General features: G+C 70.4%; 15 protein-coding genes. 6 read left to right on the top strand and 9 right to left on the bottom strand.

Annotated elements, in window-relative coordinates:
- Positions 1-49: 49 nt before the first annotated feature.
- The 8 genes from MFF54_RS11825 to MFF54_RS11790 form a co-directional block, all read right to left on the bottom strand.
- Complete coding sequence (locus MFF54_RS11825) at positions 50-1,771, bottom strand: ATP-binding protein (RefSeq protein WP_238303034.1); 1,722 nt, start codon at positions 1,769-1,771, stop codon at positions 50-52.
- Positions 1,761-2,081, bottom strand: a complete 321-nt coding sequence (locus MFF54_RS11820) for a circadian clock KaiB family protein (protein WP_238303032.1) — start codon at positions 2,079-2,081, stop codon at positions 1,761-1,763. Before MFF54_RS11820 ends, MFF54_RS11825 begins: the two co-directional genes overlap by 11 nt.
- Complete coding sequence (locus tag MFF54_RS11815) at positions 2,078-2,428, bottom strand: circadian clock KaiB family protein (RefSeq protein WP_238303031.1); 351 nt, start codon at positions 2,426-2,428, stop codon at positions 2,078-2,080. The genes MFF54_RS11820 and MFF54_RS11815 overlap by 4 nt, the downstream gene beginning before the upstream one ends.
- A gap of 33 nt (positions 2,429-2,461) precedes the next feature.
- The gene (kaiC, locus tag MFF54_RS11810) at positions 2,462-4,147 is read right to left on the bottom strand and encodes a circadian clock protein KaiC (RefSeq protein WP_238303030.1); all 1,686 of its coding nucleotides are present in this window, start codon (positions 4,145-4,147) and stop codon (positions 2,462-2,464) included.
- A 76-nt stretch (positions 4,148-4,223) separates the two neighbouring features.
- Entirely contained in the window at positions 4,224-5,210 is a 987-nt protein-coding gene (locus tag MFF54_RS11805) for a glycosyltransferase family 2 protein (RefSeq protein WP_238303029.1), read from the bottom strand.
- A gap of 20 nt (positions 5,211-5,230) precedes the next feature.
- Positions 5,231-6,127 carry a glycosyltransferase family protein gene (locus MFF54_RS11800; RefSeq protein WP_238303028.1) on the bottom strand — a complete coding sequence of 299 codons (897 nt, stop codon included), beginning with the start codon at positions 6,125-6,127 and terminating at the stop codon, positions 5,231-5,233.
- Positions 6,128-6,224: 97 nt separating this feature from the next.
- On the bottom strand, positions 6,225-6,386 hold the full coding sequence (locus MFF54_RS11795) for a hypothetical protein (protein ID WP_238303027.1): 162 nt from the start codon (positions 6,384-6,386) through the stop codon (positions 6,225-6,227).
- A gap of 334 nt (positions 6,387-6,720) precedes the next feature.
- Positions 6,721-7,302, bottom strand: coding sequence for a DUF1989 domain-containing protein (locus tag MFF54_RS11790; protein ID WP_238303026.1), 582 nt, complete (start codon positions 7,300-7,302; stop codon positions 6,721-6,723).
- Between the two features lie 393 nt (positions 7,303-7,695).
- On the opposite strand from MFF54_RS11790, the gene MFF54_RS11785 reads away from it, so the two are divergent.
- The 6 genes from MFF54_RS11785 to MFF54_RS11760 all read left to right on the top strand — a co-directional run bounded on the left by MFF54_RS11785 (position 7,696) and on the right by MFF54_RS11760 (position 14,175).
- Complete coding sequence (locus MFF54_RS11785) at positions 7,696-9,030, top strand: MFS transporter (protein WP_238303025.1); 1,335 nt, start codon at positions 7,696-7,698, stop codon at positions 9,028-9,030.
- Positions 9,031-9,160: 130 nt separating this feature from the next.
- Positions 9,161-10,318: a ubiquinol oxidase subunit II gene (cyoA, locus tag MFF54_RS11780; protein ID WP_283206277.1), complete on the top strand. Its 1,158-nt coding sequence runs from the start codon at positions 9,161-9,163 to the stop codon at positions 10,316-10,318.
- Between the two features lie 40 nt (positions 10,319-10,358).
- Complete coding sequence (gene cyoB, locus MFF54_RS11775) at positions 10,359-12,362, top strand: cytochrome o ubiquinol oxidase subunit I (RefSeq protein WP_238303023.1); 2,004 nt, start codon at positions 10,359-10,361, stop codon at positions 12,360-12,362.
- 7 nt (positions 12,363-12,369) lie between these two features.
- Entirely contained in the window at positions 12,370-12,990 is a 621-nt protein-coding gene (cyoC, locus tag MFF54_RS11770; RefSeq protein WP_238303096.1) for a cytochrome o ubiquinol oxidase subunit III, read from the top strand.
- Positions 12,987-13,382, top strand: a complete 396-nt coding sequence (cyoD, locus tag MFF54_RS11765) for a cytochrome o ubiquinol oxidase subunit IV (protein ID WP_238303022.1) — start codon at positions 12,987-12,989, stop codon at positions 13,380-13,382. Before cyoC ends, cyoD begins: the two co-directional genes overlap by 4 nt.
- Before the next feature lie 16 nt (positions 13,383-13,398).
- Positions 13,399-14,175: an SURF1 family protein gene (locus MFF54_RS11760; protein ID WP_370880198.1), complete on the top strand. Its 777-nt coding sequence runs from the start codon at positions 13,399-13,401 to the stop codon at positions 14,173-14,175.
- A gap of 180 nt (positions 14,176-14,355) precedes the next feature.
- Here the strand turns inward: MFF54_RS11760 and MFF54_RS11755 are convergent, their stop codons facing one another.
- Positions 14,356-14,541 (bottom strand): hypothetical protein, encoded by a 186-nt coding sequence (locus MFF54_RS11755; RefSeq protein ID WP_238303020.1) that lies wholly within the window; start codon positions 14,539-14,541, stop codon positions 14,356-14,358.
- Positions 14,542-14,706: the final 165 nt, after the last annotated feature.

Raw genomic sequence — 14,706 nt, 5'->3', positions numbered from 1 at the left:
AGCGCCTCTAGGCGCCGAAAGGGGCTCGCTCCCTGGGGATCCCGGGACCTCAGCCCGCGCGGCGGCGCGCCGCGACCACCCGGCTCAGCACATGCGAGAGCTGCTCGACCGAGTAGGGCTTGTGCAGCAGCTCGAAGCCGTGCGTGCCCTCCTGGGCGAGCACGTGGCTGTAGCCGGAGGTGAGCAGCACCGGCACGTCCGGCCAGCGCCGCCGGATCTCGCCCGCGAGATCGACTCCGTCGCGGCCCGGCATCACCACGTCGGAGAAGACCACGTCGAAGCGGGCGGGCTCCCGCTCCAGCGCCGCCACAGCCGCATCGGCGTCGCGGACCCAGACGGTGGCGTAGCCGAGTTCGGCGAGGGTCTGGGTGGCGAAGCTGCCGACCTCGGCATTGTCCTCCACCACCAGCACGCAGGTGCCTTGGCCGCTGCCTGGCGCCAGTGCGGGCCCGCTCTGCAGGGCTGCGGCGGCGGGCGCCTCGGCCCGGGGCAGATAGAGCGTGAAGGTGGTGCCGTGCCCGACCGCGCTGTCGACCGTGACCTCGCCGCCGGACTGCTTGGCGAAGCCGAAGACCTGGGAGAGGCCGAGCCCCGTGCCCTGGCCGACGCCCTTCGTGGTGAAGAAGGGCTCGAAGATCCGCGCCAGCACCTCCGGGGCGATGCCGGTGCCGGTGTCGTTCACCGAGACCGCCACGAAGCGGCCCCGCACCGGCATCTGGCCGCGCGAGGCCGGCACGGCCTCGGTGGCCGCGACCTCGATCGTCAGCGTGCCCTCGCCCTCCATGGCGTCGCGGGCATTCACCGCGATGTTGACGAGCGCCGTGTCGAACTGGCTCGGGTCGGCGTGGACGTAGCAGGGCTGGTCGGGCAGGCGCACACTCACCCGGATGCGCGCGCCCGTGAGCGTGCCCACCATGTCGCCGATCGCGGCGACGCTCGCGCCCGCGTCGAAGGTCTCGGGCTGCAGCGCCTGCCGCCGGGCGAAGGCGAGGAGTTGGCCGGTGAGCTTGGCGGCCCGGTCCACCGTGTCGGAGATCGCCAGCACGTAGCGGGCGCGGCGCTCCTCGGGCAGCTCGCGCCGCTTCAGCAAGTCGGTCGAGGACTTGATGACGGTGAGCAGGTTGTTGAAGTCGTGGGCCACGCCCCCGGTGAGCTGGCCCACCGCCTCCATCTTCTGCGATTGGCGCAGGGCATCCTCGATGCGCTCGCGCTCGGTGATCTCGGCGGTCAGCCGGGCATTGGCGGCGGCGAGTTCGTCGAGGCGCCCGCGCTGTTCGGTGAGATCGGTGAGCACGCCGCAGAGAAGGGGGTCCTCGCCGTCGCGCTCCAGCCGGGCGAGCGAGAGATGGACCGGGTGCAGGGTGCCCTCGGCATCGCGAAAACCGATCTCGGCACGGGCAGGAGTGCCTGCCGCCTCCGCGACGAGCGCGTCGAGGGTCTCCGCGTCCTGGGGCAGGACGAAGCGGCGCAGCAGCTGGCCGATCAGCCGCTCCTGACGCAGGCCCAGCATCGCGGCGAGCCGGCGGTTGCCGTAGAGCACGGTGCCCTCGGCCGAGAGCGTGAAGGCGCCCTCCTGAATCTGCTCGATCAGTACCCGGTAGGGCCGGTCGGCATTCTCCAGGGTGTAGACGAGGCGCTCGCCGTTCGGGCCCTCGACCACGACCGCGTCGAAATCGCCCCGGCGGATCGCCGCCAGCGTGTCCTCGCTCTCCTCCAGCCGCGCTTCGAGTTCCGCAATGCGGGCGCGGGCGGCAGCGAGCTCAGCGCTCATCGGCACGCTCGTGGGCTTCCTCCGGTGCGTCGAGCCCGAGCCCCTGCAGGACGCGGCGCGCGTCCGTGAGGTCGCCGGCGACGCGGCGCATCGGGCCGGGTCTCACCCGCACCAGGGTCGGTGCGGCGACCACCCGATCGGCCTCGGCGAGCTGAGGCTGCTGGTAGAGGTCGACGATCTCCAGATCGTAGGCGGGCAGGTGCGCGTCGCGCAGGTGACGCACCGCTTCGACGGTCCGGCTGGAGCGCGGCGAGGTGCCGGCGATGAACAGGCGCAGCAGCGGCCGGCCGGCCACGGATACAGGGCTCAAGGCGCGTCCTTCGGGCGGATGTCGAGGCCGACCAGCACCTTCTCGGTGTTCGAGAGGTCGCCGATGATGCGCTTGAGCGGGGAGGGCAGGCGGCGCACCAGCGTCGGGATCGCCAGGATCTGGTCGCCGGCGGCGAGCTGCGGGTTCTGCATCAGGTCGACGACTTCGATGTCGTAGCGGCCCGCGAGATGCTCCTCGCAGAAGCGCCGCAGGTTCGCCATCGCGGCGAGCGACTTCGCGGTCTGCCCGGCCACGTAGAGGCGCAGGTGGTAGTGATTCGGATCGAGATCCGCCTCGGCGGCCTCGTCGGGGCATTGCCCCCTCTCCAAGCCCTTGTCGTCGCTCATCGGGTCCTCGACCTGGGGTCCTCGCCTTCGTCCTCAGCGCGCCGCGCTGCGCCGGGCCGCGCGCTCGCGGCGCTCGGCCTCCAGCTGGCTCTCGCGCGCCTCGGTCTCGCCGATGAGCACGCTCTCCTCCTCCTCTGCCGCCTCGAGCCCGGCGCGGAGTTCCGCAATCTGGCGCTCGAGGGCGTCGCGGCGGCGGGCGATCTCGCGGCGGCGGCGCTCGGCCTGCTGCCGCGCCCGCAGCGCCTCGGCCCGCTCCTCGGCCTCCCGGACGAGGCGAGCGGTGCCGGTGAGCACGCCCGCCGGACCGATATAGGCTTCCACGAGCTCGATGCCCGCCGACGACATCCGGAACTCGCGCACCTGGTGCGAGTGGCTCATGCCGCGGGCCTTGATGACGTAGAGCGTGCGGGTGCGCTCGCCGTTGGCCTCGATGTTGAGAAGCTTCACCCAGGCATCCATCAGCGAGGAGACGCCGAACTCGTCCTGCGCGTCGAACCCGCCTTCCGTGCGCAGGCTGGTGAACACGGCGGTGATGCCGCGGCTCTTCAGGAGGTCGACCATGCGCAGCAGGGTGGCCTGCAACTCGGTCGCGGGACCGCGCAGCGCCGAGAGCGGGTCGATCACCACGAGGCTCGGGGCGAAGAGGTCGATGTCCCGGTGCATGCGAGCGAGATGCGTCTCCAGTCCGTAGAGGCTCGGCCGGGCCGCCTCGAAGCGCAGCAGGCCGGACTCGACGTAGGCCTGGAGGTCGAGGCCGATCGAGCGGGCGTTGCGGGCGATCTGCTGCCCGCTCTCCTCGAACACGAAGGCCATGCAGCGCTCGCCCCGCGCGCAGGCTGCCGCCACCATGCTCGACGAGATCATGGTCTTGCCGGTGCCGGCCTCGCCCGAGATCAGGATGCCGGAGCCGCGATGGAAGCCGCCGGGCTCCAGCATGGCGTCGAGGCCCGGGATGCCGGAGGAGATCACGCCCTCGGTCACCCCGTAATCGAGATCTGCCGAGGTGACGGGCAGGACGCTGATGCCCTCGGCGTCGATCAGGAACGGGTACTCGTTGGTGCCGTGGGGCGAGCCGCGATACTTTACCACCCGCAGGCGGCGCGTGGTGATCTGGTCCTCGACCCGGTTGTCGAGCAGCACCACGCAGTCCGAGACGTACTCCTCCAGCCCCTGGCGGGTGAGCTGGCCGCCGCCGCGCTCAGCTGTGATGATCGCGGTGAGCCCCCGGTCCTTGATCCAGCCGAACAGGCGGCGCAGCTCCGCGCGCAGCACCGTCTCGTCCGTGAAGGCGGCGAACAGGGTCTCGATCGTGTCGAGCACCACGCGCTTGGCGCCGATGGAATCGACCGCGAAGCCGAGGCGGATGAACAGCCCCTCTAGGTCGTACTCGCCGGTCTCCTCGATCTCGCTGCGCTCGACCCGGACGTGGTCGATCCCGAGCTTGCCCGCGGCCACGAGGCCGTCGATGTCGTAGCCCAGCGAGGCGACGTTGGCGGCGATGTCCTCGGCGCGCTCCTCGAAGCTCACGAAGACGCCGGGCTCGCCATAGAGCGTCGCGCCGTTGACCAGGAAGGTGGTGGCGAACAGCGTCTTGCCGCAGCCGGCCGCGCCGCAGACGAGCGTGGGCCGCCCCTGCGGCAGCCCGCCGAAGGTAATCTCGTCGAACCCCGTGATGCCGGTCCGGACCTTGGCCAGTGCCGGCCTCCGATCGCTCGCCACTGTCCACCTATCCCCGGTTGCACCCGCCCGGGCTGGCCCTACTGCATAGGCGGGACCGCAGCAATACAAGCTGCCGTCAGTGCCCGCGCAGGATCCCGGCGAGGAGCGCGGGGGTGGCCCGCGCCAGGAGGGCGGCCCCGCGCAGGATCTCGGCGGCCTCCCCGGGGGCGCGCCGCGCCCCGGCCTGGGCGAGGCGCAGCGGCACCTCGGCCAGGAAGGAGGCCGCCAGCAGCGCCAGCGCCGTGGCCCGGCCGTGGTGCTTGGCGGCGTACTGCACCCGGGCGTGCAGGATGTAGGACAGGCGGTGCGCCCGCGCCTGCCGGGTCGTCCCCTGGCCCGCGTGGCCGATCACTGCCCCGGCCACGTGACGCACCGCGAAGCCGGCCTCCCGCGCCCGCCGGCAGAGGTCGACATCCTCGTAATAGACGAAGAAGCGCTCGTCGAAGCCGCCGAGCATCGCGAGGAGCGGGCGGCGGATCATCAGGAAGGCGCCCATCACCTGATCGACGGCGCGGTCCTCCGCGTGGTCCCATTCGGTCATGAAGTGGGTCGGCACGAGGCCGAGCCGGTCGAGGGCGAGCGCCTGACCGAGAAGACTCGCGGAGGTCGGCGCGCGGGCGCAGCTGCGCTCGACCGTGCCGTCGTCGGCGATCTGGCGGGCGCCGACGATGCCGGTGCGCGGATCGGCGAGGAGGGCGGCGCGCGCCGTGAGCAGGGCCGGGCCGTCGACCCTCGTGTCGGGGTTCAGGAACAGGACCGTGTCCGCCGCGCCCGCCGCCGCGCCGATGTTGCAGGCGCGGGCGAAGCCGAGGTTTTCCGCGTTTCGGACGACACGCAACGTCATCCTCCCGCCCCCCGCAGAGGGGGGAGGGGATGGGCGGAGACCGGCGTGGGCAAAGGCTTCCAGCGCCTCCGCCGAGCCGTCCGTCGAGGCGTTGTCGACGACCACCACCCGCAGGTCGAGCCCCGCCGCGGCCCGCGCGAGGCTCGCGACGCAGGCCTGGACCAGCGCGCCGCCGTTCCAGTTGACGATCACAACGTCGAGGGCGGGGAGGGCGGTCACGGGAGAGGTCGCTGCGGGGATCACGGGACATCCCGGGGCGGTCCGAGGCGGCCGAGCAGGCCGTCGCGCAAGGCGGCGAGGAGGCGCAGGAGCACGCGGGGGCGGAAGCGCGAATCGGCCCAGTACAGGAGGATCTGCACCGGCAGGTAGGCGCCCTGGCGCAGCTTCCAGCCCGGCGGCAGATGGGGCAGGCGCAGGCCGTAGACGCTGTTGCGCAGGTAGGTGGCCATGCGGAACAGGGGCTGGCGCGGCATGGCGAGGCCAAAGGGGCCCCGGATCGTGCCGCTGCCGACATGGTGGGCGAGGCCCGCCTCCGGCGCCATCCAGCAGCTGTGCCCGCGCGCCCAGGCGCGGAAGCACCATTCGAGATCGACCGCGTCGATGAAGTAGTCGGCGCGGAACGGACCGACGCGGGCGAAGGCCGCGAGGTCGACGAGCGAGCCGGAGGTCGCCAGGAAATCCACCGGCACCAGCCCGTCCCGGGGGGCCGTGCCGGCGCGCACCGGATAGGCCGGCGCCTTGTGGCCCGGCCCCGCGAGCGGCCGCGGCCCGATCACGGCGGGCGGCGGCACCGTGCTGGCAAGCCGGTCCGCGGCGGTCAGCAGCGCCCGCAGCATCGCGCCCTGCGGCCCGGCATCCTGGTCGAGCAGCAGGAGATGGCGCGCGCCGAGGCCGGCCGCAGCCTCCGCGAGGGCGTTGAGGGCCGCCGCGATGCCGACGTTGCGGCCGGCCGAGAGCAGCCGGATGCCGGCCCGGCCCAGCGCCTCGGCGCCATCCGCGGGCAGGCCACCGTTGTCGAAGGCCAGCACCGGCCCCGCACTTGAGGCCGCGAGGCGGCAGGCCGCCTCCACCTGCGCGGAGCTCGGCCGGAACAGCGTGAGGCCGACGGCGACGCTGGCGGGCTCGTTGCCGGACACCGTCTCCCTCCTGACTCTACCGCGCCGGTCGGTCGCGCCGGCGCGCGTCAGTGGGGCCCCGGGCAGGCGCGGTCAACCGGGCACGGTCGGGGAGGTCTCAGGCGATCAGGCGGCCTGCACCAAACAGGAAGCCGAACACCACCATGATGAACAGGATCAGCCCGGCGATGATCGCGATGGTCTGGAAGGACTGGCGCTTGGCCTGCTCCGAGTAGGCGACGGTGCGGGAGGTGGCGGGATCCTGGGGCGTGTCGGGCATGGGCGGCGTCCGTTCGGATCGAGAGGGGACGAACGTCAAAGCCGTGAGGCGCGATTGGCTCCCGCCGGGCGCGTGCTCGGGCGCACGCGGTGGACACGTCGAAGGCAGGCGCGCGCGCTTTCCGGACCCTTCGGGCCTGCACACCCGGCGCATCGGCAGAGGGTGATCCGGGATCCAGCCGAGGCAGGGCGCGCAGCGTCCGAACCTTGCGACGGTGCCAAATATCGCGCCGCTTCGCGGCCCTCGCTCATCGGGTCCCGGATCACCTTCCCCTCTCGTTCCACGCGTCCAGGAAACGGGTGGAGACGCATTCGAAGACCCGTCAAACAGCCTCTCAGGCGATCTCGTACTGGATCGGCTTGAAGGCGTAGTTGTTCGATTGCAGGGCCGAGCAGGCGGTGAGCCCGATGATCAGGTCCTCGCGCGCCTCGAAGGTCACGTGGTCGCCCGCCCGGCTCAAGGGGGGCCGGACCTCCAGCGCGCCGCTCGTCCCGTCCACCGCCACGTTCATGAAGACGTTAAAGGCCACCGGGATCCGGTCCGGCCCGATGCCGTAGGGCGCCAGCGCCTGCGCGAGGTTGCCGAAGCAACCCCGGTGCGGCTCGGTGTCGCCGTAGATGATCCGGAAGGTATCGGCCGAGCAGGGGGTGAGCAGGAAATCGTGCCGCCCGACCGTGTCGGCGACGATCTCCATGAGCACGTTCGAGCGGTTCGAGTAGATCTTGTCGCCCGTCGTCAGGAAGATGCGGCTGGCGTAGTCGAGGGTGCGGCCCGACGAGATCACCTCGTCGATGTCGTCGCGCCGGAAGGCGAGAAGGTCGGCCACCTGCTCGCCCTCCGGGTCGATCACGGTGAGGCGCTGGCCCCGGTCGAGGGTGAAGGCGGTGCCGGAGCGCGGCTGAATCTGGTGGCGCATGGGGGCGGGTGGTCTCGGGGCTGGGTCGGCGGATGGGGCAGGGGCCCGGGACGGCAACGCGGCAGGCGGCCAAGCGTCACCGGAGAAGCGTCACCGGAGAAGATCGATGTCGCGCGGCCCCGCGCCGAGGGAGCCCGTCACGCGATCCCCGGCCGCGACAAAGGAGGGCTTTGCGTCCGGCGGGCCGGGGAGCTATCTGGCAGTCAGAGAACAAAAGGCAGCCGAATCAGCGCGGCCCCGAAGGGGTGATCGGCGCGGTCGAGCATGTCAGGGTATCGCGCGGCGCGGGGCACGGAATCTTGCGTGCCCCGGGCGTTGCGCTAGGGAGGGGGCGCCCGCGCGGCCGAGGCCCGTTCGTGGCCGAAGCCCTTCTGTACGAGGCCGTCGCCTGACATGACACCGGACCACGCCTTAGCCTCATCGACGCCGCTGGAGCGGGACGCGCGGCTCGCCATGAGCGACCACAAGGTCGCCCCCGGCGAGATCGCCATCGGCGTCGTGATCGGTCGCGCGGCCGAGTATTTCGACTTCTTCGTCTACGGCATCGCCTCGGTCCTGGTCTTCCCGAAGGTGTTCTTCCCCTTCGCGTCGCCGCTCCAGGGCACGCTGTACAGCTTCGTCGTCTTCGCCCTCGCCTTCATCGCCCGGCCGATCGGCTCGGTGATCTTCATGATGATCGACCGGCGGCACGGCCGCGGGGTCAAGCTGACCATCGCGCTGTTCCTGCTCGGCGGCTCGACCATGCTGATCAGCTTTCTGCCGGGCTACGATCACATCGGTGCCTCGGCGATCTGGCTGCTCGCGGCTCTGCGCATTGGGCAGGGCCTCGCGCTGGGCGGCGCCTGGGACGGCCTCGCCTCGCTGCTCGCCCTCAACGCCCCCGTGGAGCGCCGCGGCTGGTACGCGATGATGCCCCAGCTCGGCGCGCCGATCGGCTTCATGCTGGCAAGCCTGCTCTTCGCCTTCTTCACCATGAACCTCTCCGAGGCCGACTTCATCGAGTGGGGCTGGCGCTACCCGTTCTTCTGCGCCTTCACCATCAACGTGGTGGCGCTCTTCGCCCGGTTGCGCCTCGTCGCCACCGACGAGTTCACCCGCCTGATCGAGAAGGGCCGGCTCGAGCCCGCGCCCTTCTTCCCCCTGCTCAAGGCCCACGGCGAGGACGTGCTGATCGGCGCCCTGGTGCCGCTGGCGAGCTTCGCGCTCTTCCACCTCGTCACGATCTTCCCGATCTCCTGGATCACCCTGTTCACCCAGCGCTCGGCCGGCGAGTTCCTGCTGGTCCAGTTCGGCGGCGCGATCCTGTTCGCGGGCGCCATCGTGTTCTCCGGGCTGATGGCCGACCAGATCGGCCGGCGCATGCACCTGATCATCTCGGCCGGGCTGATCGCCGCCTTCGCGGTGGCCAGCACCATCGCGCCCATCGTGATCGAGGAGAACGCGGTCGGCCAGACCGTCTACGTGCTCGCCGGCTTCACGCTCCTCGGCCTCGCCTACGGCCAGGCCACCGGTGCGGTGAGCTCGCGCCTCGGCGCCCGCTACCGCTACACCGGCGCCGCCCTGATGGCGGATCTGGGCTGGCTGCTCGGCGCCGGCTTCGCGCCGCTCGTCGCGCTCGGCCTGTCGGCCAAGTTCGGGCTCGCCTGCGTCGGCCTCTACCTGCTGTCGGGCGCGATCGCGACGCTCGTCGCGCTCAGCCTCAACCGCTCCGAGATCCGGCAGATGTAGCCGGGCCGACGGGCCGGACTCTCACGGAACGGCGCGGGATCCCGCGCCGCCGACACCGCCTTGCGGCGCGACGCGCGCCGCGCCTGACGCCTCCCGGGGCCATCTCGCCGCCACGCGGCAAGGGGACACGATGTTGATCGCCGCGGCCAAATCCGCCCTCTCCACGCGCGCCGGGACCGGGCGCCTCGAGCGCCTGGCGCGCGCCGCCGCCCTGCTGCCCCTTCTGGCGGCGACCGCCGGCTGCAACATGGTCGTGATGCATCCCTCCGGCGACGTGGCGATGCAGCAGCGCAACCTCGTCCTCGCCTCCACGGGCCTGATGCTGCTGATCATCGTGCCGGTGATCCTGCTGACGCTGCTCTTCGCCTGGCGCTACCGCGCCTCCAACACCGCGGCGACCTACGATCCCGACTGGCACCACTCGACGCAGCTCGAGGTGGTGATCTGGGCGGCGCCCCTCGTGATCATCATCGCGCTGGGCGCGCTCACCTGGATCAGCACCCACACGCTCGATCCCTACCGCCCGCTCTCGCGCCTGGAGCCCGGCCGTCCGATCGCGGCCGAGACCAAGCCGCTCGATGTCGAGGTGGTCGCGCTCGACTGGAAGTGGCTGTTCTTCTACCCCGAATACGGGATCGCCACGGTGAACGAGCTGGCCGCGCCGGTGGACCGGCCGATCAACTTCAAGCTCACCTCCGCGTCGGTGATGAACACCTTCTACGTCCCCGCGCTCGCCGGCATGGTCTACGCGATGCCCGGGATGGAGATGAAGCTGCACGCGGTGATCAACAAGCCGGGCACCTATCACGGCCAGTCGGCCCACTACAGCGGCACCGGCTTCTCGCGCATGACCTTCAACTTCCTCGGCCAGGAGCCGAAGGACTTCGAGGCCTGGGTCGCCAAGGCCAAGGCCGAGGGCAAGGATCTCAGCCGCGACGCCTACCTCCAGCTGGAGAAGCCGAGCGAGCGCGAGCCGGTGCAGTACTTCGCCTCGGTGGCGGACGGCCTCTACAGCCAGATCCTCAACATGTGCGCCCTGCCGGGCAAGATGTGCATGAGCGAGATGATGAAGATCGACGCCCGCGGCGGCGCGGGCGTGCACAGCCGGGAGAACCGCGAGAAGCTCCGCTACGACAACCGGCACGTGGAGCAGGGCGACGAGGCCCCCGGCGCGACCGGACCGGCCTCGGGCCGCCCGCCGCGCTCGGAGCCGGAGCCCGGCACGAAGCCCTCTTCGGGCCACGACGACAAGGGGACTCCGGCCCCCGCGCAGCTCAACAACCAGTAAGGCCGGCGGTCAGCCGACGCATCGCCAGAGAGCCGATCACATGTTCTCCAACGTCGATCTCCAGAAGCTCGTCTTCGGACGCTTCACGCTCGCGGACATCCCGTACCACGAGCCGATCCTGCTCGTGACCTTCGCGGGCGTCGCGCTCGGCGGCATCGCCGTGCTCGGAACCATCACCTATTACCGCTTCTGGGGCGCCCTCTGGCGCGACTGGGTGACCTCCGTCGATCACAAGAAGATCGGCATCATGTACGTCATCCTGGCGTTCGTGATGCTGCTGCGGGGCTTTGCCGACGCGCTCCTGATGCGCGCCCAGCAATCGGTCGCCTTCGGCTCGCAGGAAGGCTTCCTGCCGCCGCACCACTACGACCAGATCTTCACCGCCCACGGCGTGATCATGATCTTCTTCGTGGCGATGCCCTTCGTCACGGGCCTGATGAACTACGTCGTGCCGCTGCAGATCGGCGCCCGCGACGTGTCGTTCCCCTTCCTGAACAACTTCTCGTTCTGGATGACGACCGCCGGCGCGATCATCATCATGATCTCGCTCTTCGTCGGCGAGTTCTCGCGCGCCACCTGGCTCGGCTACCCGCCCCTGTCGGGGGCCGACATGAGCCCGGGCGTCGGGGTCGATTACTGGATCTGGGGCCTGCAGATCGCGGGCATCGGCACGCTCCTGTCCGGCATCAACTTGGTGGCGACCATCGTCAAGATGCGCGCGCCCGGCATGACCATGATGAAGCTGCCGGTCTTCGTCTGGACCTCGCTCTGCACCAACGTGCTGATCGTGGCCGCCTTCCCGATCCTCACGGCCGTTCTCGCGCTGCTGTCGCTCGACCGCTACGTCGGCACGCACTTCTTCACGAACGACCTGGGCGGCAGCCCGATGATGTACTTCAACCTCATCTGGATCTGGGGCCACCCGGAGGTCTACATCCTCATCCTGCCGGCCTTCGGCATCTTCTCGGAGGTGACATCGACCTTCTGCGGCAAGCGCCTCTTCGGCTACGCCTCGATGGTCTACGCCACGGTCGTCATCACGATCCTCTCCTACCTCGTCTGGCTGCACCACTTCTTCACGATGGGGTCGGGCGCCAACGTGAACTCGTTCTTCGGCATCACGACGATGATCATCTCGATCCCGACGGGCGCGAAGATCTTCAACTGGCTGTTCACCATGTACCGCGGGCGGATCCGCTTCGAGGTACCGATGCTCTGGACGGTCGGCTTCATGGTGACCTTCGTCATCGGCGGCATGACCGGCGTGCTGCTCGCCGTGCCCCCGGCCGACTTCGTGCTGCACAACTCGCTCTTCCTGATCGCGCACTTCCACAACGTGATCATCGGCGGCGTGTTGTTCGGCATGATGGCCGGCGTGACCTACTGGTTCCCGAAGGCCTTCGGCTTCAAGCTCGATCCCTTCTGGGGCAAGATGAGCTTCTGGTTCTGGCTGGTCGGCTTCTACGTCGCCTTCATGCCGCTCTACGTGCTGGGGCTCATGGGCGTGACGCGCCGGATGCAGCACTTCGACGACCCGTCGCTGCAGATCTGGTTCGTCATCGCGGCGGGCGGCGCGGCGCTCATCGGCTGCGGCATCCTCTCGACGATCATCCAGTTCGTCGTCTCGATCCGCAACCGCGAGGCTCTGCGCGATACGACCGGCGACCCGTGGGGCGGCCGGACGCTGGAGTGGGCCACCTCCTCGCCGCCGCCGGACTACAACTTCGCCTTCACCCCGGTCGTGCACGACCTCGACGCCTGGTACGACATGAAGAACCGCGGCTACGCGCGTCCGCTCCAGGGCTTCAAGCCGATCCACATGCCGAAGAACACCGGCACGGGCGCGATCATCGGCGGGCTCAGCGTCGCCTTCGGCTTCGCCATGATCTGGTACATCTGGTGGCTGGCGGCCCTGTCGGGCCTGGCGATCTTCGTCGTCTCGGTCGCCCACACCTTCAACTACAACCGCGACTTCTACATCCCGGCCGACACGGTCGCCCGGACCGAGTCGCAGCGGACCGCCGCGCTGGCGGGGCAGGCCTGAGCCCATGATGCACACGGACACCGCCCCCCCCGGCACCGCGCCGGTCTTCCACCACGAGGAGGAGCACCACCCCGAGACCAGCACCCTCCTGGGGTTCTGGATCTACCTGATGAGCGACTGCCTCATCTTCGCGGTGCTGTTTGCCACCTACGGGGTTCTCGGCCGCAACTACGCGGCCGGCCCCTCGCCGAAGGATCTGTTCGATCTGCCGCTGGTGGCGTTGAACACCTCGATGCTGCTGTTCTCGTCCATCACCTACGGCTTCGCCATGCTGGCGATGGACAAGGGCCGCACCGCGGCCACGCAGATGTGGCTCGCGGTCACGGGCCTGTTCGGCGCAGCGTTCCTCGGCATCGAGCTCTACGAGTTCGCGCACCTGATCCACGAGGGCGCCGGGCCCGGCCGCTCGGCCTTCCTGTCGGCCTTCTTCACGCTGGTCGGCACCCACGGCCTGCACGTCACCTTCGGGTTGATCTGGCTGATCGTGCTGATGGTCCAGGTCGCCCAGCGCGGCCTGATCCCCGAGAACACCCGCCGGCTGATGTGCCTGTCGATGTTCTGGCACTTCCTCGACGTGATCTGGATCGGCGTCTTCACCTTCGTGTACCTGATGGGAGTCCTGCAATGAGCGCCGAGGCGGCCCACCACGGGCAAGGTCACGGACACGACCACGGGCACGAGGGCGGCGCGAGCCACGGCTCGTTCGGGAGCTACGTCACCGGCTTCGTGCTCTCGGTGATCCTCACCGCGATCCCGTTCTGGCTGGTGATGGCGCGCCCGCTCGAGAGCGCGCTCTGGACCGGCATCATCATCATGGCCTTCGCGGCGGTGCAGATCGTGGTCCACATGATCTACTTCCTGCACATGAACACGAAGTCCGAGGGCGGCTGGACGGTCCTGGCGCTGATCTTCACGGTGACGCTGGTGGTGATCACGCTCACCGGCTCGCTCTGGGTGATGCACCACATGAACGCCAACATGATGCCGATGTCGGTGGAGCAGTTGCGCCACCAGCCCTGAGCGGGAGGCCCCGGCCCTGACAGGCACCGCAACCACCGGCCCGGCGACGCGCACGCCTCCGCGCCTCGCCGGGCTGATCCTCATCAACCTCCTGGCCCTCCTGCTCTGCGGCACCCTCCTCGCGCTCGGCACCTGGCAGGTCCACCGCCGCACCTGGAAGCTCGACCTGATCGCGCGGGTCGAGGCCAACGCCCACGGCGCCCCGGTCGCGGCGCCCGGGCCCGCCGCGTGGCCGGCGCTCACCGAGCGCGACGCCTACCGGCGCGTGCGGCTCGACGGCACCTGGCTCGACACTCCCGACACCCTGGTCCGGGCGGTCACCGATCTCGGCGGCGGGTCCTGGGTCCTCACGCCGCTGCGGACCGACGCGGGCTTCACCGTGCTGGTGAACCGCGGCTTCGTGCCGGGCGACCGCCGGGCGCCCGTGGCCCGGGCGGGCGGCGCGCGGGCGGCGGTGGCGGGCCTGCTGCGCCTGGACGAGCCGGGCGGCGCCTTCCTGCGGGCGAACGATCCGGGCGCGGACACGTGGTATTCCCGCGACGTCGCGGCGATCGCGCGGGCGCGGGGCCTACCTGAGCCGGTCGCGCCCTACTTCGTCGACGCGGAACGGCGGCCGGGCAGCGACCCGGACAGGGATCTCGGCGCGGGTCTGCCGGTCGGCGGGCTCACGGTGATCCGCTTCCACAACAACCACCTGATCTACGCGATCACGTGGTACGCGCTCGCCATGATGGTCGCGGGCGGCGCGCTCTACCTCGACCGCGACGCGTGGCGCCGCGGCCGTGCGGCCTAAATCCCGGATTCCAAAGGTCGAGACCTTTGGCGGGGGCAGACAAGGTTCTGGCAAGCTTCTGGATCTTGGCCCTGCTGTCGGCTTCCTCGCCCTGGCAAAGCCCGGACGAGAGAGCCGAAGCCCCGGGGCTGCGCGCCCCGCGACCCCGTCCAAGAGCCTCGGGCCCTTGGAGAACCCGGATCAGCGGGTCCCGGCCTCGTCGGTCATCGCGGCGAGCAGGATGGGTCTGAGCCGGGCGCCGGGGGCCTCGTCGGCCCGGCGCTCCGCCCGGATCGCGGACCAGAGCAGGGCGGCCTGATGCCGCGCAGCCTCACGCGCGTGCCGCTCAGCGGCACAGCGCACCTCACGATCGTTCCGCCGCTCCATCACGGCACCTCCCGTTCGGGCCGGGCATTCGTGCCGCGGCACCGTTCGCGACTCGGATAAGTCCTCATGCCCGGGAGGTCCAGCCTGAAGGTTGGGCAGAACTGGACAGAGGCCGGACACTGTCCCGCAAGAACGATGATTCTTGAGCCGACATAAGAAAACCCG

The sequence above is a fragment of the Methylobacterium gregans genome (assembly GCF_022179245.1).
GTDB classification, from domain to species: domain Bacteria; phylum Pseudomonadota; class Alphaproteobacteria; order Rhizobiales; family Beijerinckiaceae; genus Methylobacterium; species Methylobacterium gregans.
The sequence above is the reverse complement of the archived record's forward strand: the minus strand, read 5'-3'. Positions and strand labels throughout refer to the sequence as shown.

Excerpts from the sequence above, each read along its gene's own strand:
- MFF54_RS11825 (WP_238303034.1), bottom strand. The coding sequence starts at position 1,771 with ATGAGCGCTGAGCTCGCTGCCGCCCGCGCCCGCATTGCGGAACTCGAA.
- MFF54_RS11815 (WP_238303031.1), bottom strand. The coding sequence starts at position 2,428 with ATGAGCGACGACAAGGGCTTGGAGAGGGGGCAATGCCCCGACGAGGCC.
- MFF54_RS11795 (WP_238303027.1), bottom strand. The coding sequence starts at position 6,386 with ATGCCCGACACGCCCCAGGATCCCGCCACCTCCCGCACCGTCGCCTAC.
- MFF54_RS11790 (WP_238303026.1), bottom strand. The coding sequence starts at position 7,302 with ATGCGCCACCAGATTCAGCCGCGCTCCGGCACCGCCTTCACCCTCGAC.
- MFF54_RS11785 (WP_238303025.1), top strand. The coding sequence starts at position 7,696 with ATGACACCGGACCACGCCTTAGCCTCATCGACGCCGCTGGAGCGGGAC.
- cyoA (WP_283206277.1), top strand. The coding sequence starts at position 9,161 with ATGTTGATCGCCGCGGCCAAATCCGCCCTCTCCACGCGCGCCGGGACC.
- cyoB (WP_238303023.1), top strand. The coding sequence starts at position 10,359 with ATGTTCTCCAACGTCGATCTCCAGAAGCTCGTCTTCGGACGCTTCACG.
- cyoC (WP_238303096.1), top strand. The coding sequence starts at position 12,370 with ATGCACACGGACACCGCCCCCCCCGGCACCGCGCCGGTCTTCCACCAC.
- cyoD (WP_238303022.1), top strand. The coding sequence starts at position 12,987 with ATGAGCGCCGAGGCGGCCCACCACGGGCAAGGTCACGGACACGACCAC.
- MFF54_RS11755 (WP_238303020.1), bottom strand. The coding sequence starts at position 14,541 with ATGGAGCGGCGGAACGATCGTGAGGTGCGCTGTGCCGCTGAGCGGCAC.